This is a genomic window from Methylobacterium sp. TK31, assembly GCF_055361545.1.
This window is the reverse complement of the sequence record NZ_CM143964.1, coordinates 2,951,438-2,974,759: the sequence shown is the minus strand read 5'-3', so window position 1 is coordinate 2,974,759 and position 23,322 is coordinate 2,951,438. Positions and strand designations below refer to the sequence as shown.

Annotated in this window: 21 protein-coding genes; 9 read left to right on the top strand and 12 right to left on the bottom strand. The window is 71.1% G+C overall.

What is annotated here, in order from left to right; translation table 11 throughout:
• Positions 1 to 618 precede the first annotated feature (618 nt).
• The 5 genes from ACXJY8_RS13785 to ACXJY8_RS13765 all read left to right on the top strand — a co-directional run bounded on the left by ACXJY8_RS13785 (position 619) and on the right by ACXJY8_RS13765 (position 4,960).
• A complete protein-coding gene (locus tag ACXJY8_RS13785; RefSeq protein ID WP_463769779.1) occupies positions 619 to 846 on the top strand; it encodes a hypothetical protein in 228 nt (75 codons plus the stop codon).
• A 442-nt stretch (positions 847 to 1,288) separates the two neighbouring features.
• On the top strand, positions 1,289 to 1,981 hold the full coding sequence (locus ACXJY8_RS13780) for a 50S ribosomal protein L25/general stress protein Ctc (protein ID WP_463769777.1): 693 nt from the start codon (positions 1,289 to 1,291) through the stop codon (positions 1,979 to 1,981).
• A gap of 126 nt (positions 1,982 to 2,107) precedes the next feature.
• Positions 2,108 to 2,716: an aminoacyl-tRNA hydrolase gene (gene pth / locus ACXJY8_RS13775; RefSeq protein ID WP_463769775.1), complete on the top strand. Its 609-nt coding sequence runs from the start codon at positions 2,108 to 2,110 to the stop codon at positions 2,714 to 2,716.
• Positions 2,717 to 2,783: 67 nt separating this feature from the next.
• On the top strand, positions 2,784 to 3,881 hold the full coding sequence (gene ychF, locus ACXJY8_RS13770; RefSeq protein ID WP_463769773.1) for a redox-regulated ATPase YchF: 1,098 nt from the start codon (positions 2,784 to 2,786) through the stop codon (positions 3,879 to 3,881).
• 83 nt (positions 3,882 to 3,964) lie between these two features.
• The gene (locus ACXJY8_RS13765) at positions 3,965 to 4,960 is read left to right on the top strand and encodes a MaoC family dehydratase (protein WP_463769771.1); all 996 of its coding nucleotides are present in this window, start codon (positions 3,965 to 3,967) and stop codon (positions 4,958 to 4,960) included.
• 4 nt (positions 4,961 to 4,964) lie between these two features.
• On the opposite strand, the gene mtnA is transcribed toward ACXJY8_RS13765, so the two are convergent.
• The 3 genes from mtnA to ACXJY8_RS13750 all read right to left on the bottom strand — a co-directional run bounded on the left by mtnA (position 4,965) and on the right by ACXJY8_RS13750 (position 8,375).
• The gene (gene mtnA, locus ACXJY8_RS13760) at positions 4,965 to 6,062 is read right to left on the bottom strand and encodes an S-methyl-5-thioribose-1-phosphate isomerase (RefSeq protein WP_463769769.1); all 1,098 of its coding nucleotides are present in this window, start codon (positions 6,060 to 6,062) and stop codon (positions 4,965 to 4,967) included.
• A gap of 123 nt (positions 6,063 to 6,185) precedes the next feature.
• Entirely contained in the window at positions 6,186 to 7,364 is a 1,179-nt protein-coding gene (locus ACXJY8_RS13755) for a phosphoserine transaminase (protein ID WP_463769767.1), read from the bottom strand.
• Positions 7,365 to 7,481: 117 nt separating this feature from the next.
• A complete protein-coding gene (locus ACXJY8_RS13750) occupies positions 7,482 to 8,375 on the bottom strand; it encodes a LysR family transcriptional regulator (RefSeq protein WP_463769765.1) in 894 nt (297 codons plus the stop codon).
• A gap of 222 nt (positions 8,376 to 8,597) precedes the next feature.
• On the opposite strand from ACXJY8_RS13750, the gene dctA reads away from it, so the two are divergent.
• Positions 8,598 to 9,917 (top strand): C4-dicarboxylate transporter DctA, encoded by a 1,320-nt coding sequence (gene dctA, locus ACXJY8_RS13745; RefSeq protein WP_463769763.1) that lies wholly within the window; start codon positions 8,598 to 8,600, stop codon positions 9,915 to 9,917.
• Between the two features lie 83 nt (positions 9,918 to 10,000).
• A complete protein-coding gene (locus ACXJY8_RS13740; RefSeq protein WP_463769761.1) occupies positions 10,001 to 11,164 on the top strand; it encodes a mandelate racemase/muconate lactonizing enzyme family protein in 1,164 nt (387 codons plus the stop codon).
• A gap of 54 nt (positions 11,165 to 11,218) precedes the next feature.
• On the opposite strand, the gene ACXJY8_RS13735 is transcribed toward ACXJY8_RS13740, so the two are convergent.
• Positions 11,219 to 11,962 (bottom strand): dienelactone hydrolase family protein, encoded by a 744-nt coding sequence (locus ACXJY8_RS13735; protein ID WP_463769759.1) that lies wholly within the window; start codon positions 11,960 to 11,962, stop codon positions 11,219 to 11,221.
• Between the two features lie 127 nt (positions 11,963 to 12,089).
• Positions 12,090 to 12,791 (bottom strand): tRNA (guanosine(37)-N1)-methyltransferase TrmD, encoded by a 702-nt coding sequence (gene trmD, locus ACXJY8_RS13730; RefSeq protein ID WP_463780612.1) that lies wholly within the window; start codon positions 12,789 to 12,791, stop codon positions 12,090 to 12,092.
• A gap of 128 nt (positions 12,792 to 12,919) precedes the next feature.
• Here trmD and ACXJY8_RS13725 point away from each other — a divergent pair, with 128 nt between their 5' ends.
• The gene (locus ACXJY8_RS13725; RefSeq protein WP_463769757.1) at positions 12,920 to 13,732 is read left to right on the top strand and encodes a class I SAM-dependent methyltransferase; all 813 of its coding nucleotides are present in this window, start codon (positions 12,920 to 12,922) and stop codon (positions 13,730 to 13,732) included.
• A gap of 173 nt (positions 13,733 to 13,905) precedes the next feature.
• Positions 13,906 to 15,489: a sensor domain-containing diguanylate cyclase gene (locus ACXJY8_RS13720; protein WP_463769755.1), complete on the top strand. Its 1,584-nt coding sequence runs from the start codon at positions 13,906 to 13,908 to the stop codon at positions 15,487 to 15,489.
• A gap of 16 nt (positions 15,490 to 15,505) precedes the next feature.
• On the opposite strand, the gene rimM is transcribed toward ACXJY8_RS13720, so the two are convergent.
• The 7 genes from rimM to ACXJY8_RS13685 form a co-directional block, all read right to left on the bottom strand.
• Positions 15,506 to 16,192, bottom strand: coding sequence for a ribosome maturation factor RimM (gene rimM / locus ACXJY8_RS13715; protein ID WP_463769753.1), 687 nt, complete (start codon positions 16,190 to 16,192; stop codon positions 15,506 to 15,508).
• Between the two features lie 16 nt (positions 16,193 to 16,208).
• Entirely contained in the window at positions 16,209 to 16,571 is a 363-nt protein-coding gene (gene rpsP, locus ACXJY8_RS13710) for a 30S ribosomal protein S16 (protein ID WP_055957770.1), read from the bottom strand.
• 104 nt (positions 16,572 to 16,675) lie between these two features.
• Positions 16,676 to 18,238 (bottom strand): signal recognition particle protein, encoded by a 1,563-nt coding sequence (gene ffh / locus ACXJY8_RS13705; RefSeq protein WP_463769751.1) that lies wholly within the window; start codon positions 18,236 to 18,238, stop codon positions 16,676 to 16,678.
• A gap of 38 nt (positions 18,239 to 18,276) precedes the next feature.
• Positions 18,277 to 18,501 (bottom strand): glutathione S-transferase, encoded by a 225-nt coding sequence (locus tag ACXJY8_RS13700; protein ID WP_463769749.1) that lies wholly within the window; start codon positions 18,499 to 18,501, stop codon positions 18,277 to 18,279.
• A 570-nt stretch (positions 18,502 to 19,071) separates the two neighbouring features.
• Entirely contained in the window at positions 19,072 to 20,154 is a 1,083-nt protein-coding gene (locus ACXJY8_RS13695) for a class I SAM-dependent methyltransferase (protein ID WP_463769747.1), read from the bottom strand.
• Positions 20,151 to 21,047: a prolipoprotein diacylglyceryl transferase gene (gene lgt / locus ACXJY8_RS13690; RefSeq protein ID WP_463780610.1), complete on the bottom strand. Its 897-nt coding sequence runs from the start codon at positions 21,045 to 21,047 to the stop codon at positions 20,151 to 20,153. Before lgt ends, ACXJY8_RS13695 begins: the two co-directional genes overlap by 4 nt.
• Before the next feature lie 104 nt (positions 21,048 to 21,151).
• A complete protein-coding gene (locus ACXJY8_RS13685) occupies positions 21,152 to 23,302 on the bottom strand; it encodes a methyl-accepting chemotaxis protein (RefSeq protein WP_463769745.1) in 2,151 nt (716 codons plus the stop codon).
• Between the last annotated feature and the right edge of the window lie 20 nt (positions 23,303 to 23,322).

Sequence of the window (23,322 nt, the reverse complement as noted above, 5' to 3'; positions counted from 1 at the left end):
CAGACCGGCTCAGGCACGTGCCGGACCGGGTCGGTCTCGTTCAGCCGGTGATCGTCCTCGTCCGCCAGTACGACGCGCCGGTTGTCCCATGCAACTGAGTTGCCGAAAGCCCTCGGCGCTTGAAAGGCTTCGGCTTCGTCTTGATTGGCGCTCAATCAGAGGGCCGTGCCTGCGCGAGCGCGGAGCCGGTGAGCGCCTCCGCGCACTCCCACGCATTGGTAGATTGAGCTGCTGATGGCTCTGTCCGCAGCGCGGCGCATCGAAGGGGCCGGACCAAATCTTCGAGGTGACAGACCAGGGCGGTCAAGGCGGCTCTCGTGACGGTCCACCCCAGCCACCTTAGAGCCGACGCCGTGGTCGCACCAAAGCGGGCCTAGACGTCCGACGGTACCGTCGCCGCGAACGAAGCTGCAGCGTCAAACCGGAATTTGAGCACCGGAGCGCAAGGCGCTCCGTGATCGAAAATTGCCGAACCGAACACGCTGTCGACACAGCTCCAGCGTCATTGATGTGATCAATACTCGCTATCGAATGCATCTGTTTGAATGATGCCGTGGCGCAAATACATTCCGATCACCGAACGGGGCAAGAGCCCCTGGGAAACCAAGGATTTACATCATGACGTTCCGTACTCTCGTCCTCGCCGCACTCGCCACGGCCAGTCTGGCGAACACTGCATTGGCGGACGACCGCATCTTCCTCACCCCGCCGCTGTATCGCGAGCAGGCCCGCGCGACGGCCACCCTGCGTCCCGCATCCGAACTGACCACGACGCCTTCCCTGACTCAGCGCGTTCCGGCGACCCGGCGGAGCGTTGCCGAGACTGCCGACGCGTCGATCCGTTAGGACGGCTGCCCCGTGTATCCGGGCAACATTCCTCTGACCTACGCTCCGATGAGATTCCTCTCATCGGAGCGTTCGGATCACCGCAGTGCGGTGGGCACGACGTCGACATGGCGGATCAAAATCCAAGGTAAGTTCGCAGAAACATGATGTGTGCTGGAATCGAGCTAATCTCGCAGACCCCCATGGCACGCAGCATGAGCCCGATGGCGACGCGCCATTGTAGTTCTGATCTGTTCGACCGCCTCAGGGCGATTGCTCAGCTCGAAATGACGCTCTTGGCGAGACGCTCCGGTTGCGCCGCCCGACGCTTGAGGGTATAGGCCGCGCCAGCGCCCGCCAGACACCCTTGGAGGCACGGGCGCTTCGGGGATCGGGGTATGGCCGTCCGTTTCGGGCGGCCTTTCGCGTTTCCCCGGGTTTTCAATTTCAAAAGGATCACGCCATGAGCGCAGTCAAGACGCTTGAGGCCGTGGCACGCGACCGGGTCGGCAAGGGGGCCGCCCGGGCCGTTCGTCGCCAGGGTCAAGTTCCCGCCGTCATCTACGGAGGCGGTCAGGCCCCGCAATCCATCGCCGTGGACCTCGTCCGCGTCCGCACGCTGATCTACACCGGTGGCTTCAAGACCACGCTGTTCGAGATCAATGCCGGCGGCAAGAAGACCCGCGCGATCCCGCGGGACTTCCATCTCGATCCGGTATCCGGCGTGCCGATCCATGTCGACTTCCTGCGCGTCGTCGCCGGGCAGTCGATCACGGTCGAGGTTCCGGTGCACTTCTTGAACGAGGACGCGGCCCCCGGCATCAAGCAGAAGGGCGGCACGCTCAACGTCGTGCTCCACACGTTGCCTCTCGAGGTCGCGCCCGACGCGATTCCGGATGCGATCGAGATCGATCTCACTGGCCGCGAGATCGGCGACGCGATCCACATCACCGACGTGAAGCTGCCCTCCGGCGCCACCTTCACGGGTGAACCCGACGCCACCGTCGCCAACATCGTGCCGCCGACCGTTCTCGGCGCCGAGGTCGAGGCCGAGGAGGCTGCGATCGCCGAGGCACAGTCCGCCGAGGCCGCCGAGGAGAAGGCCGAGGAAGAGGCTTCCGAGGAAGCCGCCGAGGACGAGAAGAAGGAGGATTGAGGTCAGGGCGCAAGCCCTGTCTCACCCCATCTCTGCGGGTGCCCCGGCCATCAGGCTGGGGCATCTCCGTTTCCGGGGCCGCGCTTCGTGGCTTCCTCCGCAAACCTGTCTGGATCGATTCGCGCCATGCGCCTGATCGTCGGCCTCGGCAATCCTGGTGCCCGCTACGCCAAAAATCGCCATAACATCGGCTTTCTCGCCGTGGATGAGATTGCGCGCGTGCACCGCGCCGGACCATGGCGCCGCAAGTTCCAGGGTGAGATCGCCGAGGTGGCCCTCGGCCCCGAGCGGGCGATCCTGCTGAAGCCGCAGACATTTATGAATGAGTCCGGGCGCGCGGTGCAGGAAGCGCAGCGCTTCTACAAGATCGCCCTCTCCGACGTCATCGTGCTGCACGACGAACTCGACCTCGCCCCGGCCAAGCTGCGGGTGAAGACGGGGGGCGGCAACGCTGGGCATAACGGCCTGCGTTCGATCACAGCGCAATGCGGCAACGACTATCGCCGGGTCCGCCTCGGCATCGGGCATCCGGGGGACAAGGCCCTGGTACACGCCTATGTCCTGAACGACTTCGGCAAGGGCGAGGAGGCCTGGGTCGACGACCTCTGCCGGGCCGTCGCCGATCATGCGCCTCAGCTGGCGGCCGGCGAGGATGCGAGCTTCCAGAACAAGTTCCATCTCGCCATGGCGGGGCGCGGCTGGGACGACGTCAAGCAGGTCAACGCGCGCGATTGACCGCGGCGGCCACATCGGATTTCACGCGGGCAGGCTTTCAGCGGACCCGCGAACGGACAGGTGACCCATGGGCTTCAAATGCGGCATCGTCGGCCTGCCGAACGTTGGCAAGTCGACCCTCTTCAACGCGCTGACGCAGACCGCTGCGGCGCAGGCGGCGAACTACCCGTTCTGCACCATCGAACCCAATGTCGGCGAGGTCGCTGTGCCGGATCCGCGCCTCGACGATCTCGCGAAGATCGCCGCGTCGAAGGAGATCATCCCGACCCGGCTCACCTTCGTGGACATCGCCGGCCTCGTGCGCGGCGCCTCGAAGGGCGAGGGCCTGGGAAACCAGTTCCTCGCCAACATCCGCGAGGTGGACGCCATCGCCCATGTGGTCCGCTGCTTCACCGACGGTGACGTGACCCATGTCGAGGGCAAGGTCGATCCGGCTGCCGACATCGAGACCATCGAGACCGAGCTGATGCTGGCCGACCTCGATAGCCTCGAGAAGCGCGTCATCGCCCTGGAGAAGAAGGCCAAGGGCGCAGACAAGGAAGCCAAGGAAACCCTTGATCTCGTCCAGCGCGCCCTGCCGCTGCTGCGTGAAGGCAAGCCGGCGCGGCTCGTGCAGCGCAAGCCCGAGGAGGAGCGCCTGTTCCAGAGCCTCGGCCTGATGACGGCGAAGCCCGTCCTCTACGTCTGCAACGTCGACGAGGGCGACGCCGACAAGGGCAACACCTATTCGGAGGCGGTGATGGCCCGTGCCAAGGTGGAAGGGGCCAAGGCCGTGGTGGTGTCTGCCAAGATCGAGAGCGAGATCGCGGTGATGCCGCTGGCCGACCAGGGCGATTTCCTGGAGGCGGTCGGCCTCGCCGAGCCCGGCCTCAACCGCGTCATCCGCGCCGGCTACGAGCTCCTCGGCCTCATCACCTACTTCACCGTCGGCCCCAAGGAAGCGCGCGCCTGGACCATCGAGAAGGGTACCCGTGCCCCGGCCGCCGCCGGCGTGATCCATACGGATTTCGAGAAGGGCTTCATCCGTGCCGAGACCATCGCGTTCCACGACTACACGAGCCTGAAGGGCGAGGCCGGCGCCAAGGAGGCCGGCAAATTCCGCCTGGAGGGCAAGGAGTACGTGGTGCAGGACGGCGACGTGCTGCACTTCCGCTTCGCCAACTGATCCGACGCGGGTGGGAGCGGCACCGCTCCCGCATCGCCGGATGCATATCGGCGATTTGCTCCCCAGAGCCTGAGAGAATCCGCATGACCGGCATCGCGTTCGAGGACTTCACGCCCGGGACGGTGATCGAGGGTGGTCCGGTGACGGTGACGCAGGCCGAGATCGTCGCCTTTGCGCAGGAATTCGATCCACAGCCCTTCCACCTCGACCCGGAGGCCGCCAAGGCGACCTTCGTCGGCCAGCTGATCGGCTCCGGATGGCAGACCGCCGGCTTCGGGATGCGCCTGCTGCAGAAGCACGTCTTCCGCGGCGCCACCTCGATGGGCTCGCCCGGGATCAACGAGCTGCGCTGGCTCCGGCCGGTGCTGCCGGGCGACCGCCTCAGCATCTCGGTTCGGGTCGACACCTGTCGGGCCTCGAACACCAAGCCGGACCGCGGCTTCGTCGGCTTCGCCATGACCGTCCTGAACGGTGACGGCGAGCGCGTCATGACGCAGATCTTCACCGTAATGTTTCCCCGGCGCGGCGCGACCCCTCTGCCGCCGCGGACCGTCTCCCCGGCGGACACGGCACCGCCCGTGGAGGCCGACGACGCCGAACGGCTCGACTTCCTCGAAGCGGCCCCCATCGGCAGCGTACGGGACCTCGGCGGCCACCACTTCACGCCGGAGGCCGTCACGGCCTTCGCCCGGGCCTACGACCCGCAGGCCTTCCATCTCGATCCAGAGGCCGCCCGGCACACGCATTTCGGCGCGCTCTGCGCCTCGGGCTGGCACACGGCCGCCGCCTGGATGAAGCGGCTGCACATCACCCGCGGCCGCGACGTCGCCCATACGGGCAAGTCCGGACCGGTCCCGCAGCTCGGTCCGTCGCCGGGCTTTCGCGACATGCGGTGGCTCGCGCCGGTCTATGCCGGCGACACCATACGCTACAGCTGCACCCTGATCGACAAGCGCGAGACGGCGTCCCGCCCCGGCTGGGGCCTCGCCACGCACCAGAATACCGGCCTAAACCAGCGCGGCGAGAAGGTCTTCGCCTTCACCGGTTCGGTGTTCTGGCAGTGGGAGCCCGAATCCTGAGGCGTCAGGCGGCCTTGCGCCGCTCCGGGTAGAGGCGCAGCAGCCCCTCGGCATCGGCCGAGGCAATGCCGCGCTCGGTGATGATGCCGGTGACGAGGCGCGCCGGCGTGACGTCGAAGGCCGGGTTCGCCACGGGGCTTCCCGGCGAGACGACCTCGACGGTGGCGAAGCCGCCATCCGCGAGGCGTCCGGTGAGGTGCGTGACCTCCCGGCCGTCGCGCTCCTCGATCGGGATCTCGCGCACGCCGTCGTCCAGCGTCCAGTCGATCGTCGAGAAGGGCAGGGCGGCGTAGAACGGCACCCGGTTGTCGCTGGCGGCCAAGGCCTTGAGATAGGTGCCGATCTTGTTGCAGACGTCGCCCGAGGCCGTGGTCCGGTCCGAGCCGACGATGCAGACGTCGATGGCGCCGTGCTGCATCAGGTGCCCACCGGCATTGTCGGCGATGACCGTGTGCGGGACGCCGTGGGCGTTGAGCTCGAAGGCCGTCAGGGCCGCGCCCTGGTTGCGCGGGCGGGTCTCGTCCACGAAGACATGGACCGGCACGCCGGCATCGTGCGCCACGTAGATCGGCGCCAGGGCCGTTCCCCAGTCGACCGTGGCGAGCCAGCCGGCGTTACAGTGGGTTAAAACGTTGATGGTGCGGCCCTTTTGGCGATGCAGATCGCCGAGGATCCGTGCGCCGTGGACGCCGATGGCGTGGCAGCTCTCGACGTCCTCCTCGGCGATACGGCCGGCCTCCGCGTAGGCGAAGGCGGCCCGCTCGGCCTCCGGGACCGTGCGGAGCTTGGCGGCGACTCGGTCGAGGGCCCAGCGCAGGTTGATCGCCGTGGGCCGCGTGGCGGCGAGCGTCGCGACGGCCTGGTCGAGCCCGGCCTCGGAGGCATCGGCGCGCAGGCCGAGGGCGAGCCCGTAGGCGGCGGTGACGCCGATGAGCGGGGCGCCGCGCACCACCATGGTGCGGATCGCCACGGCGGCGTCGTCCAGGGTCGAGAGTGTCTTCAACTCGAAGGCGAAGGGCAGGCGGGTCTGGTCGATCACCGCCACGGAGGCGCCGTCCTCGGCGGGGAAGATGGTGCGGTAGGGCTTGCCGTCGATCTTCATGAGGGGCGTCCGAATGCTGGCGGGCGGGAGGCCGGCGCGCGGTCCCGGCCGAGATCGGGGCCGCGCATCGGCGTTTTTCGCGCGTGGAATACGACGGGGGTCTCGTCGAGGTCGCGCGGGTTTTCAGGCCGCGCGGGCGAGTTTCGCCTTCTCGGCGGCGAAGGCCCAGTCGAGCCACGGAGTCAGGGCCTCGAGGTCCGAGGACTCGACCGTGCCGCCGCACCAGATCCGCAGGCCGGCCGGGGCGTCGCGGTAGGCGCCGATGTCGTAGGCGATGCCCTCGCGGTCCAGGGTGTCGGCGATGCCCTTGGCGACCGCACCGACCGCGGCGTCGCCGTGGGCGAGCACGTCCGGGTCGGTGATGACCAGGCAGACGCCGGTGTTGCTGTAGGTGCCGGCATCGGCCGCGAGATGTCCGATCCAGGGAGTCCGGGCCACCCAGTCGTGGATGATCCGGGCGTTGGCGTCGGCCCGGGCGTGGAGCGCCGGGAGGCCGCCGATTCGCTCGGCCCATCTCAGGGTGTCGAGGTAGTCCTCGACCGCCAGCATCGAGGGCGTGTTGATGGTGTCGCCCTTGAAGATGCCCTCGATCAGCTTGCCGTCCTTGGCGAGGCGGAAGACCTTCGGCACGGGCCAGGCCGGGACGTTGGACTCGATCCGGGCGACGGCGCGGGGCGAGAGCACGATCATGCCGTGCGCGGCCTCGCCGCCCATGACCTTCTGCCAGGAGAAGGTGACGACATCGAGCTTGGCCCAGTCCAGCGGCATCGCGAAGGCGGCCGAGGTGGCGTCGCAGATGGTGATGCCCGCGCGGTCGGCCGCGATCCAGTCGCCATTCGGCACGCGGACGCCGGCGGCGGTGCCGTTCCAGGTGAAGATCACATCGTTGTGCTGGGTGTCGACGGCCGAGAGGTCGGGCAGGATGCCGTAGGCGCCGACATGCACCCGGGGCGCGATCTTGAGTTCCTTGAGGGCGTCCGTGACCCATTCGAGGCCGAAGGCCTCCCAGGCCACGACCTCGACGGTCTTCGGCCCCAGCATCGACCACATCGCCATCTCGACGGCACCGGTGTCGGAGGCCGGCACGATGCCGATGCGATAATCGACCGGCACCTGCAGCACGCTGCGGGTGAGGTCGATCGCCTCCGCGAGCTTGGCCTTGCCGATGGCCGAGCGGTGCGAGCGGCCGAGCGGCGCGCCGGCCAGCGCCTCGAGGCTCCAGCCGGGACGCTTGGCGCAGGGGCCGGACGAGAAATTCGGCACGCGGGGGCGCGTGGCGGGTCGGTTGGTCACGTGCGTCATCCTTCCAGATGAGAGCTCCTCGTCGGGGAGGAGTCACCTGGAGACGCCAATGGACCCGCGCCGTTCGCGACGCAAGCGGGCGCCCGTCCGGGCAGGATCGAACGGCATGCATGCCGGTCAGGCTTCGCTGAGGAAGCTCCAGAGCTGGTCCGCGGCGTGGTTCCGGCAGGCCAGCGACCGGAAGAGGCGGATCTCGATGGGCACGTCGAAGGCTTCGGCTCCGGCCCGCACCAGGCGGCCCTGGGCCTGGTCGTCGGCCGCCAGCGTCCGGGGCAGCCAGGCGACGCCGTGCCCTTCCCGCGCCATGGTGGTGAGGGTGGCGGCCAGGTGCGAGGTGAAGCGCGTCGCGGGGTGGAACGCCGCCCCCGCCTGGCGCTGCGCCAGGATGCGGCCGAGGCCCGAGGCCTGGCTGTAGGCGAGGTAGGGGATCGGATCGGCCGCCGAGCCGGGCAGCGACCACAGGCCCCGTCCGTCCGGGGCCGGCGCGCAGAGCGGGACCAGGCGGTCGTCGCCCACGCGCAGGCTCTCGAACCGGTCCGGCTCGAAGCGCGTGGGCGCGTCCGGGTGGAAGTGGCAGAGCAGGAAGTGCACCTCGCCCGAGAGCATGATCTGCTCGCAGGCCTCCATGCTGTCCGAGACCAGGTTGAGGGTGCCGAGCGTGCGCGCCTGCATCACCCGCCGGACCCAGCCGGGGAAGAAGGTGAAGGACAGGGCGTGGGTCGCCGCGATCGACAGCGTCGCGGTGTCTTGGCTGCCCACCTCCCGGGTCGCGCGCCGGGCCCGTTCGAGGTCGCGCAGCAGGTCCTGGGCGGCCGGCTGGAAATGCGCCCCCGCCGGCGTCAGCGCCGCCCCTTGCGCGCCGCGCACGAATAGGGGGGTCCCGACCCAGTCCTCGAGCGCCCGGATGCGCCGGCTGAAGGCCGGCTGCGTCACGCAGCGCGCCTCGGCCGCGCGCGAGAACGTCTTCTGCTCGGACAGCGCCAGGAAGTCCTTCAGCCAGTCCAGGTCCATCCCCGCGCCCGAATTCCGTTCCCGCCTCCGATGCCGTTCGCGCATGGCGCGCACCGAACATGGCATTGGCCCGTCGCGGGTGTCCAGGCGTAGCACGGCCCCAAGCCCCGCAGGCGGCACCAAGCCCCGCAGACGGCCCCAAGCTCCGGAGAGGGTACCAAGCCCCGCAGAGGGATCACCGACAAAGCTGCCCGATCCGCGGCAGACAGGAGGAAACCGGGCATGACGTCATGGCTCAGCCGGCTCTACGTCCAAGTCTTCATCGCCATCGTCCTGGGCGCTCTCGTCGGCGTGCTGGCGCCCGATGTCGCCGTGACGCTCCAGCCCCTGGCGGACGGCTTCATCAAGCTCATCAAGATGCTGCTCGCGCCGGTGATCTTCGGCACCATCGTGGTGGGCATCGCCAAGATGGGCAACATGAAGGAGGTCGGCCGCATCGGCGTGCGGGCGCTGATCTACTTCGAGATCGTCTCGACGCTGGCCCTCGTCATCGGCCTCGTGGTGGTCAACCTGATGCAGCCGGGCGCCGGCATGAACATCGATGCCAGCCACATCGACGGCAGCGCCATCGCGGCCTACGCCAAGCGGGCGGAGGCCCAGCCGGGCCTCGTCGGCTTCCTGATGGACATCATCCCCACCACCATCGTGGACGCCTTCGCCAAGGGCGCCATGCTGCAGATCATCCTGATCTCGCTGCTGCTGGGCCTCGCCCTGGTCCAGGCCGGGGAGCGCGGCCGGCCCGTAGTCGCCGTCATCGACAGCCTGCTCGACGCGCTCTTCCGCATCGTCGCCATGGTGATGCGGCTGGCCCCAATCGGGGCCGGGGCGGGCGCGGCCTTCACCATCGGCAAGTACGGCTTCGGCACGGTCTGGTCGCTCGCCAACCTGATGCTCGGGGTCTACGTCACCTCGATCCTGTTCGTGGTGCTGGTGCTCGGCTCCGTCTGCGCCTGGACCGGGTTCTCGCTGGTCAAGGTCCTCGGCTACTTCAAGGACGAGATCCTGATCACCTTCGGGACCTGCTCCACCGAGGCCGTCATGCCGCGCATGATGGCCAAGCTGGAGCGCCTCGGCTGCGAGAAGTCGGTGGTCGGCCTGGTGCTGCCCACGGGCTACACCTTCAACGCGGACGGCACCTGCATCTACCTGACCATGGCGGCGATCTTCGTCGCCCAGGCCACCAACACGCCGCTCGGCCTCGCCGACCAGCTCGTCGTGCTGGGCGTGCTGCTCCTGACCTCGAAGGGCTCCGCGGGGGTGGCCGGCGCCGGCTTCGTCACCCTGGCTGCCACCCTGTCGAGCATCCACACCGTGCCGGTCGCCGGCCTCGTGCTGCTGCTGGGCGTCGACCGCTTCATGAACGAGGCGCGGGCGGTGACGAACCTCATCGGCAACGCCGTGGCCACCATCGCCATCGCCAAGTGGGAGGGCGCCTTCGACCGAGACCGGGCGGAGGCCGCTTACCGCGACCGGGCCGCCCTGGCCGCCGGCGCCGTCGTGCCCGGCCCGCAGGCACCGGTGCCCGCCGCCCTCGCCACGTAGGGCCGCGCGCCTAGCCCCGTCACCCCGTCGTCGGACCCGTCCTGCGACCGGACCCCGTCCCCCGCCAATTCCGGAGAACTCCCATGCGCATCGTCGACGTCTGCGAAGTCACCAAGCCGATCGCCTCGCCCATCCGCAACGCCTATATCGACTTCTCGAAGATGACCGCCAGCCTGGTGGCCGTGGTCACCGATGTCGAGCGCGACGGCCGCCGGGTGGTGGGCTACGGCTTCAACTCCAACGGCCGCTACGGCCAGGGCGGCCTCATCCGCGAGCGCTTCCGCAATCGCCTGCTGGAGGCCGAGCCGGGCAGCGTGCTCAACGAGGCCGGCGACAACCTCGACCCGCACAAGCTCTGGGCGGCGATGATGACCAACGAGAAGCCCGGCGGCCACGGCGAGCGCTCGGTGGCGGTGGGCACCCTCGACATGGCGATCTGGGACGCCACCGCGAAGATCGCCGGCAAGCCCCTGTTCCGGATGCTGGCCGAGCAGAAGGGCATCGAGGCCGACCCGCGCGTCTTCGTCTACGCGGCCGGGGGCTACTACTATCCGGGCAAGGACGACACCCAGCTGCGCGCCGAGATGCGCAGCTACCTCGACCGGGGCTACACCGTGGTCAAGATGAAGATCGGCGGCGTCCCGATCGCGGAGGACCAGCGCCGGATCGAGGCCGTGCTCGCCGAGATCGGCCCGGCCGCGCAGCTCGCCGTCGACGTGAACGGGCGCTTCGACCTCGAGACCGCCATCGCCTACGCCAAGATGCTGCGCCAGTACCCGCTGTTCTGGTACGAGGAGATCGGCGATCCCCTCGACTACGCCCTGCAGGCGGCGATGTCGGAGTTCTATTCGGGCCCGATGGCCACCGGCGAGAACCTGTTCTCGCACCAGGACGCGCGCAACCTGCTGCGCTACGGCGGCATGCGGCCCGACCGCGACTTCCTACAGTTCGACTGCGCCCTGTCCTACGGCCTGGTGGAGTACCTGCGCACCCTCGACGTGCTGGAGCAGTTCGGCTGGTCGCCCCGCCGCTGCATCCCGCATGGCGGGCACCAGATGTCGCTGAACATCGCGGCGGGCCTCGGTCTCGGCGGCAACGAGAGCTACCCCGACCTGTTCCAGCCCTATGGCGGCTTCCCCGACGGGGTCCGGGTCGAGAACGGCCACATCGTGATGCCCGAGCTGCCCGGCATCGGCTTCGAGGGCAAGTCCGACCTGATCCGGGTCATGCGCGAACTGGCCGCGTAAGATCCCGGGGCGGCCGCGCGGGGCGAAGGCTCCCGCGCGGCCGGAAGGGCAGTCTCACGGATCGGCGTGCAGGGTCCGGCGGAACAGGGCGCGCATCGCGGCCCATCCGCGCTCGGCGGCCTGCGGATCGTGGACGGGGAAGTCCGGCATCATCCAGCCATGGGCGGCCGGGTAGGTCTCGGCCGCATACCGCACGCCGGCCTGCCTCAGCGCATCCTCCAGGCGCTCGGCCATCGCGGGCGGGTAGCTGCCGTCGTTCTCGGCCGCCGCGATGTAGACCTCCGCCCGCAGCTTCGGCACGGACCGATGCGGGCTCGTCGGCGCGTCGGTGGCGAGGTTGCCGCCGTGGAAGCTCGCCACGGCGGCGAACCGGTCGGGTTCGGTGCCCGCCGCGGCCAGCGCCATGCCGCCGCCCATGCAGAAGCCCACCGCGCCGATCCGGCGGCCCGCCACGTCGTCGCGCGTGTCGAGATAGGCCAGGAAGGCGCCCGTATCCTCCGCCGCCTTGACGGGGCTGGTGGTGGCCATCAGCGGACCCAGGACGGCGCGGAAATCGCCCGCGAACACCTCCCTCGGCACGAAGGGCCCGTAGGGGCCGTAGCGGTAGAACAGGTCCGGCAGCAGCACGGCGTAGCCGGCCTCGGACAGGTGCCGGGCCATCTCCCGCATGCCCGGCCGGATGCCGCCGGCATCCATGTAGAGGATCACCGCCGGCCAGGGTCCCGCGCCGGGCGGAACCAGGACCTCGGCCGGGCAATCCCCGTCCCGCGTGCGGATCGTGACGGATTCGTTCGGCATGGCCTCTCCTCGGGCGGCATCTCGTCGGACGACAACGTGTCGGACGGTCTCTCGGCGCTTCGCGTTTCCCCGCGCCGACGATGACCCCTCGCGGGGGGAGGCCGCAATCCGGCCCGCCTGCGACCCGTCAGCCCTCGCGCGGCCGCAGCAGGTCGGGCCGGCGCTCGCGGGTGAGGCGCAGGGCCTCCTCCCGGCGCCAGCGGGCGATGGCGCCGTGGTTGCCGCCGGTGAGCACGTCGGGGATCGGCCGGCCCTCCCAGTCCCGCGGGCGGGTGTAGTGCGGGTATTCGAGATGGCCCGTCTCGAAGCTCTCCTCCTCGCCGGAGACGACCTTGCCCATCACGCCGGGCAGCAGGCGCACGCAGGCATCGAGCACCACCAGGGCGGCGATCTCGCCGCCGGACAGGATGTAGTCGCCGATCGAGACCTCCTCCAGGCCGCGCCCCGCGATGACCCGCTCGTCCACGCCCTCGAAGCGGCCGCAGACGATGAGCACGCCGGGTCCCTCGCTGAGGGCCCGGACGCGGGCCTGGCTCAGGGGCCGCCCGCGCGGGCTCATCAGGAGCCGGGGCCGGGAATCCTCCGGCGCGGCGGCGGCGTCGATGGCGGCGGCGAGGACGTCGCAGCGCAGGACCATGCCGGCGCCGCCCCCGGCGGGGGTGTCGTCCACCGCCCGGTGCCGCCCGAGGCCGTGCTCGCGGATGTCGCGGGCCTCCAGGCTCCAGGTGCCCCGCGCCAGCGCGTCCCCGGACAGGGACATTCCGAGCGGCCCCGGAAACATCTCCGGGTAGAGGGTGAGGATCGTGGCGTTCCAGGGGCAGACGGTCATGGCGCTTGATGGCGCCTGCACGTCCTTCGGGTCAACGGGCGGCGGGGGCTCGGTCGATCGGGCCTGGGTCGATGTGCCCTGCGTCGGTCCTTCCCGGCACCGAAGCGGCGGCGGCGGGTTGTCCTGCCATGGTCGCTTCCCGCCCGCTCCGCTCCCGCGCCGTCGTCCCGATCGCCCGGACCCTCACCCTGGCCCTCGCGCTGGCCGGGTTCGCCCTGGCGAAGCCCCTGCGGGCGGCCGAGCCCCTGGCCCCGGCGGGCGCGCCCGCCTCGGCCTTTCCGAAGCCCGACCGGCCGGTGGCCGAGATCGTCGCGCCGCTCTGGGCCTCAGAGGCGCAGCGCGATTCGGTCGACGAGGTCGGCCAGGTGATGCGGCTGATGGGGATCGCGGCCGGCCAGACCGTCGCCGATATCGGCGCGGGCAGCGGCTACTACACGGTGCGGATGGCCGAGCGCGTCGGCCCACAGGGCCACGTCTATGCCGAGGACGTGACGCCCCGCTACCTGGCGGGGCTGGAGACGCGGATCGCCAAGAGTGCGCTCACCAACGTCACGGTGGTGCGCGGCGAGCCGCACGACCCGCGCCTGCCGGCGGCCTCCCTCGACGCGGCCGTGCTGGTCCACATGTACCACGAGATCGCCCAGCCCTTCGGGCTGCTGCACAACCTGGCGCCGATGATGAAGCCGGGCGGCAGGATCGGGATCGTCGATGCCGACGACGTGCCCTCGCGGCACGGCACGCCGCCGGCGCTGCTGGCCTGCGAGCTCACCGCGGCCGGCTATCGCCAGACCGGGTTCTCGGTGCTCGAGGGCGGCGTCGGCTACCTCGCGTTGTTCGAGGCACCTGCGGCGGCCGAGCGGCCGGCCCCGGGCGCGATCCGCCCCTGCCGGGACGAGACCACCCGGCGCGGTGCGACGGGGAGCGGCAAGACTCCGCGTTAGACCGACCCCACGCTAAACCGACCCCGCGTTGAACCGACCGCGCGTTGAGCCCGAAAAAGCGGTGGTCCGCGTCCCGGGCCCTGCCGCCGCGCCGGCCGGTGCAACCTCAGCGTTAAGAATTGGCGGGTTAGGAGCTTCCCCAGGGCAGTGACGGGAGGGTGCGCGGGGCGGCGATGCGGAGGCTGGCGACACTTCCATGCCGGGCCGATGGCCGGCGCCGGCCGTCTTCCGCCCGGTTCGGGATTGCGCTGGGCGTGCTGGCGCCCCTCGGCCTGCTCGTGGTCTCCGGGCTGATGCTGCTCGACCTGCGGGACGATGCCTGGGAGCGGGCGATCCAGACCTCGCGCAACCTGGTCCAGGTGATCGAGCGCGACATCGCCATCAACGTCGAGATCATCGACCTGTCCCTGCGCGGGGTGGTCGACAACCTCGCGGTGCCGGGCCTTTCCGAGACGAGCCCGGAGCACCGCCAGCTCATCCTGTTCGACCGGGCCGCGACCGCGCGGCACATCGGGGTGATGCTCGTCGTCGACGAGCATGGCCGCACCGTCTTCGATGCCGGCGCGGTCCCGCCCCGGCCCCTCGACAATTCCGACCGGAGTTACTTCCAGGTCCATCGCGACCGGCCCGATGTCGGGCTCTTCATCAGCGAGCCCATCGTCTCGCGGCTGCGCGGGGTGCCGGTAATCGTGCTCAGCCGCCGGATCAACAAGCCGGACGGCAGCTTCGGCGGCGTGGTCCACGCCTCCCTGAAGCTCTCCTATTTCAGCCGGCTCTTCGCCAATATCGGCCTCGGCACCAAGGGCGCGATCAACCTCTACCTGACGGACGGCCGGCGCATCATGCGCCACCCCGACTTCGCGGGCGCGGTCGGCGGCAGCGTCGCGGCGGCGCCGACCTTCCAGCGCTTCGTGCGGGAGGGCAGGGGCGCCTTTGTCGCCGATTCGGTGCGCGTGAAAGAGAGCCGGCACCACACCTTCACGCGGATCGGCGACCTGCCCCTGATCCTGGACGTCACCCTGGCGCCGGACGAGATCGAGGGTGAGTGGCGCGCCAAGGCCCTGGTGCTCGGCAGCGTCGTGCTGATCCTGTGCGGGCTCTGCGCCGGCCTCTCGCTGCTGTTCGGGCGGGAATTGCGGAACCGGGCCCGGATGCAGGTGGAACTGGCGCGCCTGTCGCTCACCGACGCGCTGACCGGGCTGCCGAACCGGCGCCGCTTCGAGGACGCCCTGGCGGAGCTCGAAGGGTCCGGCCCGGCCCGCGACGCGCCCGTGTCGCTGCTCGTGGTCGACGCGGACCACTTCAAGGCGGTCAACGACCGCCACGGTCACGCCGTCGGCGACGAGGTCCTGAAGGGCCTGGCGCGTTGCCTCCAGGCGAGCGCGCGGAGCCCGGGCGACCTCGTCTGCCGGATCGGCGGCGAGGAATTCGTGATGCTGCTCGCGGCCACCGACCTGGCAAGCGCCCATCGGGTGGCGGACCGGGTCCATGTCGAGGTCGCGCGGCTCGCCCTGCCGGCGGCCGGCATTCCCGCCGGTGCGCTGACGGTGAGCATCGGCCTCGCCGGCAGGGCCGGGGGCGGCGACGGGCCGGGGGCGGCCGCGGATCTCTACCGGGCCGCCGACGGCGCCCTCTACAGCGCCAAGACGCGCGGCCGGAACCGGACCTGCGCTGCGCCGCGGCCGTCGCGCGCGGCGGTGCCGGCCGGGTCCCCGGCGTGGGACTACGCCCCGGCGCGGGAGCCGGCCCTGTCCTGAGCGGTCTCCGCGCCGCTCAGGCCGGCTCGTCCGGCGGGCGGGGCTGGGCCGGCGCGAACAGGTCCTCCGGCGGATCGACCACGACGCGGCCGCCGGCGATGTCGAGCTCGGGCACGAAGGCCTTGGTGAAGGGCAGGAGCGCGGTGGCGCCGCCCAGCGCCGGCTTGATCTCCAGGAGATCGCCGCCGCCGTAATTCGGCACGTCCTGGACGGTGCCGATGACCGTGCCGGCGGTGTCCACCACCGAGAGGCCGACGAGGTCGGCCGTGAAGAATTCGTCCGCGTCCGACACGGTGCCGAGGCGCTCGCGCGGCAGGAACAGGGCGAGGCGGTTCAGGCCCTCCGCGCCGGTGCGGTCGGTGACGCCCTTCACGCGCACGACCAGGAGGTCGGGGGAGGCGCCGCCGGCCTGGCGGACGTCGGTGAACTCGATGCGGCGGCCGTCGGCGCCGATCAGCGGCCCGTAGGCGGCGATCGCCTGCGGGTCGCCGGTGTAGGATTTCAGCCGGACCTCGCCGTTGAGCCCGTGCGCCCGCCCGAACTCGCCCATCTGGACGAGGCTCGGGTCGGTGGGCGGCAGGGGCGCGTCGGCGTCGGGCCGCGGCCGGTGGGCCGAGGTGGCCGCGTCGTTGCCGATGCGGCCGGGCCGCGCACGGCGGCCGCCGTCACCGTGGGGTGAATTGCCTCCGGGACGGCGGGCCATGCGCGGGCTCTCAGCCTCAGGCCGCGGCGTCTTCGGCCGGGGCGGCGGCCTTCTCGGCGCGCTTGGCGGCGCGCTCCTTGGCCTTCTCGCCCGGCTCGGCCTTCTGCGGGTTGTTGCGCGCGGGGCGCTTGGCGAGGCCGGCGGCGTCGAGGAAGCGCAGGACGCGGTCGGTGGGCTGGGCGCCCTTGGCGAGCCAGGCCTGGATCTTGTCGGCCTCGAGCACGATGCGGGCCGGATCGTCCTTGGCCTTCATCGGGTCGTAGACGCCGACCTTGTCGATGAAGCGGCCGTCGCGGGGGGCGCGGGCGTCGGCGACGACGATGCGGTAGTACGGGCGCTTCTTGGCGCCGCCACGGGTGAGGCGGATCTTGAGGGACATGGTCTACTCCAAAGGTCGGTGTGTGGTGTGAGGGCGAGAAGCGCGTAGCGAATGGCGAGTCCGTGGGGGCAAACCCGACTCGCTATGCGCTACGCCCCCCGTCGCTACTTCTTCTTCCCGAAGGGAAATCCGCCGAGACCCGGCAGGCCGCCGGGGCCCTTGGGACCCCCGAGCCCGGGCAGGCCCGGCATCTTGCCCCCGAGGCCCGGGGGCATCGGGGGGAGCTTGCCGCCGAGCTGCTTCTGCATGTCGGCGATCATTTCCGGCGTCGGCTCCGCCATGCCGGGGGGCAGGCCGGGCATGCCGCCCATTCCGCCGCCGCCACCCATGCCGAACATCGATCCGAGGGCCTGGCCGATGCCGCGCTTGCCCGAGCCCATCGCCTTCATCATGTCGGCCATGGTCCGGTGCATCTTGAGGAGCTTGTTGAGCTCCTCCACCTTCGTCCCCGAGCCCGCCGCGATGCGCTTCTTGCGGGAATTCTTGAGGATGTCGGGATTCTTGCGCTCCTGCGCGGTCATCGACGAGATGATGGCCCGCTGGCGCTTGAACATGTTCTCGTCGAGATTGGCGTTCTCGACCTGCTTCTTCATCTGGCCCATGCCCGGGAGCATGCCCATCAGGCCGCCGATGCCGCCCATCTTCTCCATCTGGGCAAGCTGCATCGACAGGTCGTCGAGGTCGAACTTGCCCTTGCGCATCTTCTCCGCGGTGCGGAGCGCCTGCTCGTGGTCGATGGTCTCGGCCGCCTTCTCGACCAGGCTGACGATGTCGCCCATGCCGAGGATGCGGTTGGCGACGCGGGAGGGGTGGAACTCCTCCAGGGCATCGACTTTCTCGCCGGTGCCGACGAGCTTGATCGGCTTGCCGGTGACGGCCCGCATCGACAGAGCCGCGCCGCCGCGGGAATCGCCGTCCATGCGGGTCAGCACGATGCCGGTGACGCCCAGGCGCTCGTCGAAGGCGCGGGCGGTATTCACCGCGTCCTGGCCGGTCAGGGCGTCGGCGACGAGGAGCACCTCGTGCGGGTTGGTGGCGGACTTGACCTCGGCCGCCTCCGCCATCAGCGCCTCGTCGAGGGTGATGCGGCCGGCGGTATCGAGCATGACCACGTCGAAGCCGCCGAGGCGGGCCGCGTCCATGGCGCGGCGGGCGATCTGCACCGCCGACTGACCGGCCACGATCGGCAGGCTCTCGACCTCGACCTGCTTGGCCAGGATCGCGAGCTGCTCCATCGCCGCCGGGCGGCGGGTGTCGAGGGAGGCCAGCAGCACCCGGCGCTTGTCGCGGGCCACCAGCCGGCGCGCGATCTTGGCGGTGGTGGTGGTCTTGCCCGAGCCCTGCAGGCCGACCATCAGGATGGCGACGGGGGCGGGGGCGTTCAGGTCGATGATGCCGGCTTCCGAGCCGAGCATCGCCACGAGTTCGTCGTTGACGATCTTGACGACCATCTGGCCGGGGGTGACCGACTTCAGGACGACGGCGCCGACCGCCTTCTCGCGCACTTTCTCGGTGAAGCCGCGCACCACCTCGAGGGCGACGTCGGCCTCCAGCAGGGCGCGCCGGACCTCGCGCAGGGCGGCGGTGACGTCGGCCTCGGTCAGCGCGCCGCGGCGCGTGAGGCCGGAGAGAATCCCGGAGAGGCGATCGGACAGGCCTTCGAACATGCGTCAGGCTCCCTGGACCGGCATCGTCATCGGGCCGGTCACTGGTTGACGCCCGCGCTCTCGGCCCGGCGCGCCTGGAGCGCGTCCTCGAAGCCGCGGATCGCCTTAGCGAACTTGTCCCGGCATTCCGGGTTGCAGAAGCCCACCACCGCGCCGTTGTAGAGGGTCAGCGAGTCGGCCGCGATCGGCTTGCCCGACCAGGGACAGGTGTCGTTCACCGCATCCTCGATGCGCAGGATCGTGTTCGCGGCAGCGTTGGGCATCGGGACTCGACGACGACGGGTGGACCGGGGCCGACGCCCTGTCCCCAACGCGAAACCCGCCCGAGGGCGCATCGCGCTGTCGGGCGTTGACCTCCGGCCTCGCAGGGCCGGTCGGCGTTCGTGATGACGATCAGACCGTCGAATGAATAGGGAGGCGGTTAGTCCGACGGCGGGGGCAAGTCAAGTTTTGCGATTGATGCACACGGCCTGTACGTGCATCCTGCCCCTCACACACGCGACGCGGGTTTACCGGCATCGGGAGTCCCGCCATCGAGGGTTCGGCCATGGACACCCAGATCCTCACTCGGCTTCTCTACCCAATCGGCGCCCTGGCGCTGGGCCTCGGGACGCTGTGGCTGGCCCGGCGATACCCCTGATATAGCCTCTGGCCGAAGCGTTCGGGTTCCGGCGCGGGTCCCCTCTCCTGGAAGGAGAGGGACAGGGTGAGGTGCGTGACCTTTCCGGAGATGGACCACACCTCTCCCCAACCCTCTCCTTCCAGGAGTGGGAGACCGGCGCGCGCAGGCGGACCGGAGCCATCGACCGGAGCCCGTCTGACACGTCTGGGCTTCAACGCCCCGCCGGCGGGAGCCCCGGCAGCGCCGTCAGCGTCGCGTCCGAGAACGCCATCGCCTTGAACAGGCTGCCCATGCCGCGCCGGGACGGGTCGGTCAGGCGGGTCGCCGCCGCCGTGATCGCGTCGCGCTGCGCCGGTGACGCGTCCCGCCCCAACCGCCCGGCCCGCTCGCGCAGACCGAGGGCGAGGAGGAATTCGCGCTGGTCGACGGGGCCGTGCAGGATCGCGCCTTCGCCGGCGGCGGCGCGGCCGAGGGCGGTGAAATCCACGTGGGTGGTGAGGTCGGCCTCGCCGGGGGCGGCGAGCGGCGGGACGAAGGCGTGGCCGCGCAAAGCCTGGAGCGAATCGCCGAAGCCCGGCCGGACATGGCCGTAATCGATGGCCAGCACCGCGCCCCGGTCGGCGACGACGCGGCGGGCGAGGCCGCGCACGGCGTCGAGGGCCGCGCCCGGCAGGGTCATCAGGACGCCGTTCGGGCCGCTGGCGGCGATGCGGGTGTCGGGCTCGGCCGCGAGGCCGAAGGCGAGGGCGCCGCCATCCGCCGAGAGGCCGACGAGGCGCTCGAACCAGCCGCGCTCGGCGCGCTGGAACTGGCGCACGGGCAGGGCGTCGAAGAACTCGTTGGCGACGACCAGGGTCGGGCCGTGCGGCAGGGTGTCGATGGTGTCGTGCCAGGTCGGGGCGGCGCCCGAAAGGCGGGATTCCTGCTCGGCCCGGAGCACCGGGCTCGTCTCCACGAGGTGCAGGGCCGGGCGCAGGCCCGGCGCGGCGCGCGCCAGGGCCCGCAGGGCGTCCTGCATCAGGGTGCCGCGGCCGGGTCCGAGTTCCACCAGGGCGAGCGCGGCCGGCGCGCCCATGGCGGCCCAGCTCGCAGCGATCCAGACCCCGATCAGCTCGCCGAACATCTGGCTGATCTCGGGGGCGGTGACGAAGTCGCCCTTCGCCCCGAGGGGATCGCAGGTGCGGTAATAGCCGTGCACGGGGTGGCCCAGGCAGAGGCCCATGTAGCGGTCGAGGCCGATCGGCCCCGAGGCCAGGATCTCGTCGCGGATCTCGGCGAAGAGCGGGCTCGTCACGCCGCGTCGACCTTCGCGGGTCGCACGGCGACGTCCTCCGCCGCCACGCGGGGACGGGTGGCGCCCCGCAGGGCGAGCGCGATGGCTGTCAGGCCGACCAGCGCCATCGGCACGCACAGCACCATGCCCATGGTGATGCCGCCGGTGGACCAGCTCTCGGTGCCGAACAGGTAGCCGAGCTGGCGGTCCGGCTCGCGGAAGAACTCGCAGAACGTCCGCGCGATCGCGTAGCCGAGGACGAAGAGGCCGCCCATCAGGCCGGGCTTGCGGAAACCGTAGGCGCGCACCGCCACCAGCATCACGACGAACAGGAGCGCGCCCTCGGTGGCGGCCTCGTAGAGCTGGCTCGGGTGGCGGGGCAGGGGGCCGCCGGTGGGGAAGACGATGGCGTAGCGGAAGTCCGGGGCGATCCGGCCCCAGAGCTCGCCATTCACGAAATTGGCGATGCGCCCGAAGAACAGCCCGATCGGCACCACCACGGCGGCGAGGTCGAGGAGGGTGAGGGCCTGGAGCTTGCGGGCGCGGGCGAACAGCACCATCGCCAGCACGGCGCCGAGGAAGCCGCCATGGAAGGACATGCCGCCGTTGCGGATGGCCAGGATCTCGATGGGGTCGGCGAGGTAGAGCGGCAGGTTGTAGAACAGCACGTAGCCGATGCGGCCGCCGAGGACGACGCCGAGCGCCACCCAGACGATGAGGTCGTCGATGTCGTTCAGGCTCGGGCGGCGCACCACCCCCCAGTGGCGGTCCGCCGCCACCAGGCGGCGGGCATAGTACCAGCCGCCGAGCAGGCCGACGATGTAGGCGAGCGCGTACCACTTGATGGTGATCGGCCCGATCGCCACCGCCACCGGATCGATGGCGGGGAAGGGCAGGGCGAGGAGCGGCGGCATCGGCAGGGCGTCCCGGTTGAGCCGGGGCATTGGGCCCGAGCCCGCCGGGGGGTCAAGACCGGCGGACGCCGCCGGCCCATGCGGCGATGGCCCTGCCGGCCCGCTCAGGCCGCCCGGACGGTGGCGAGGAAGCCCGCGACTTCCGTGCGCAGCTGCTCGGACTGGCGGGAGAGGTCCGCCGATGCGCGCTGGACCCGGTCGGCAGTGGCGCCGGCCTCCGCCGCCGAGCGGGCCACGGCCTCGATGTCCTGGCTCATGGCGCCGGTGCCGGAGGAGGCCTGGCCCATGTTGCGCACGATCTCCTGAGTCGTCACGCCCTGCTCCTCCACCGCGGCGGCGATGCTGCCGGTGACGACGCTCATGCCCTCGATCCGCGTCACGATGCTGCGGATGGCGCCGGTGGCGCCGGTGGTGGCGGAGCGGATGGCGTCCACCTGCCCGGCGATCTCGGTGGTGGCGCGGCTGGTCTGCTCGGCGAGGTTTTTCACCTCGGCGGCGACGACCGCGAAGCCGCGTCCGGCTTCGCCCGCGCGGGCCGCCTCGATGGTGGCGTTGAGCGCGAGAAGGTTGGTCTGGCTGGCGATCTGCGAGACGAGGCCGACGACGTCGCCGATCCGGGTCGCGGCCTCGGACAGGACCTGCATGGTGGCGGCGGTGCGCCCCGCCTCCTCGACGGCCTGGGAGGACATGGTGGCGGCCTGCTCGACCTGCCGGCCGATCTCGCCCACCGTGGCGCCGAGTTCCTCGGCCGCCACCGCCACCGCGTTGACGTTGCCGGCGGTCTCCTGCGCGGTGGCCGCGGCGGAGCTGGAGCGGCGGGCCGTGCCGGCCACCGCGTCGGTCATGCCGGTGGCGGCGCCCTGCAGGTCGGTGGAGGCCTGCGAGACGGTGCCGACGATGCCGCCGACGGAGCGCTCGAAGCGGTCGGCGAGGTCGCGCAGCAGGGCGCGGCGCTCGGTCTCCTCGCGCAGGCGGGCGGCCTCGGTGGTCTTCAGCTGCTGGGCGGCCTCCTCCAGGGAGATGTCCCGGATGGTGACGACGGCCCGGGCGATGTCGCCGATCTCGTCGGCGCGGCGGCTGCCCGGCACCTCGGCCAGGGTCTCGCGCCGGGCGAGGGCCTGGAGGGCGCGGGTGAGGGCGCCGAGGGGACCCACGATGGTGCGGGCGAACAGGAGGCCGAGGAGCGTCGTCACGGCGAGGACCGCGAGGGCGGTCGCCGCCAGGGCCTTCGTCAGCGTGCCGACCGCCGCCAGGGTCTCGTCCTCGGCCTGCTCGGCGAGGATCGTCCAGGGCGCGCCGAGCACCGAGACCCGGGCGGTCGCCACCATCCGCTGGCCGCTGCCGTCCGTGTAGGTGAAGGGGCGCTCGCCCGCGAGGTCGGCCTTGTCGAGGCCCAGCGCCGTGGCGGGCTTGCCGGCGGCGACGGAGCGGGACAGGGGCGGGTTGCTGCGCAGGGTGCCGTCCGCGCCGACGGCCATGACCTGGCCGGTCTCGCCGAGGCCGCCGCGATCCGACAGGGTCCGGTCGAACAGGGCGGGCGTCAGGCGAATCAGCACGAAGCCGATGCGCGAGGCCTCCTGGCCGGTGCCCATGGCGACGTTGGCGCGCCGGGCGATGGACCGGCCGATGAAGGCGGAGGGAACCGCCTCGGCCGGGTAGGCGGCGTAGTCCTCGTAGAGCGTCGCGTCGGCCTCGGCGCCCTTCAGGCGCGCGACCAGGCGGGCGAGCCCCGTCCCGGCGAGCTCAGGCTCGGCCAGCGAGCGGCCGAAATCGCCGCCCTTGGTGGTGGTGTAGACGATGCGGCCGTCCTCGGAGACGAAGACGAGGTCGGCGTAGCCGGGCCGCTCCAGGAGCTTGCGGGCGACCTCCTGCACCTTGGCGTGGCGGCGGCCGTACATCGTGCCCGCCGCCTCGGCGCCGAGGCGCGCCTCGCGGCTGGCCCCCTCCGTGTAGGTCCGGATAAGGCCGGCGAAGTCGGACTTGGCGGGATCGAGGGCTTCGACGAGGTCGCCGAAATTGCCGCCGACCTGCGGGTTGCCTGCCACCGTAACGAGGTCGCCGCCGACCCGCTCGGCCACCAGCTCGATCCCGGCCTTGCGGGCCGAGGCGGCGAATTGCAGGCGCTCCTGGGCGGCGTCGACGAGGCCCGACCGGGCGCTGTACCAGCTCAGTCCCCCCATGACGCTGGCGCTGACGAGGGCCAGCCCGACGGTGATCGCCGGCAAGCGGAAGTTGAGGCTGGTGAGACGCGGCATTCGGGACGACCGGTGAGAAG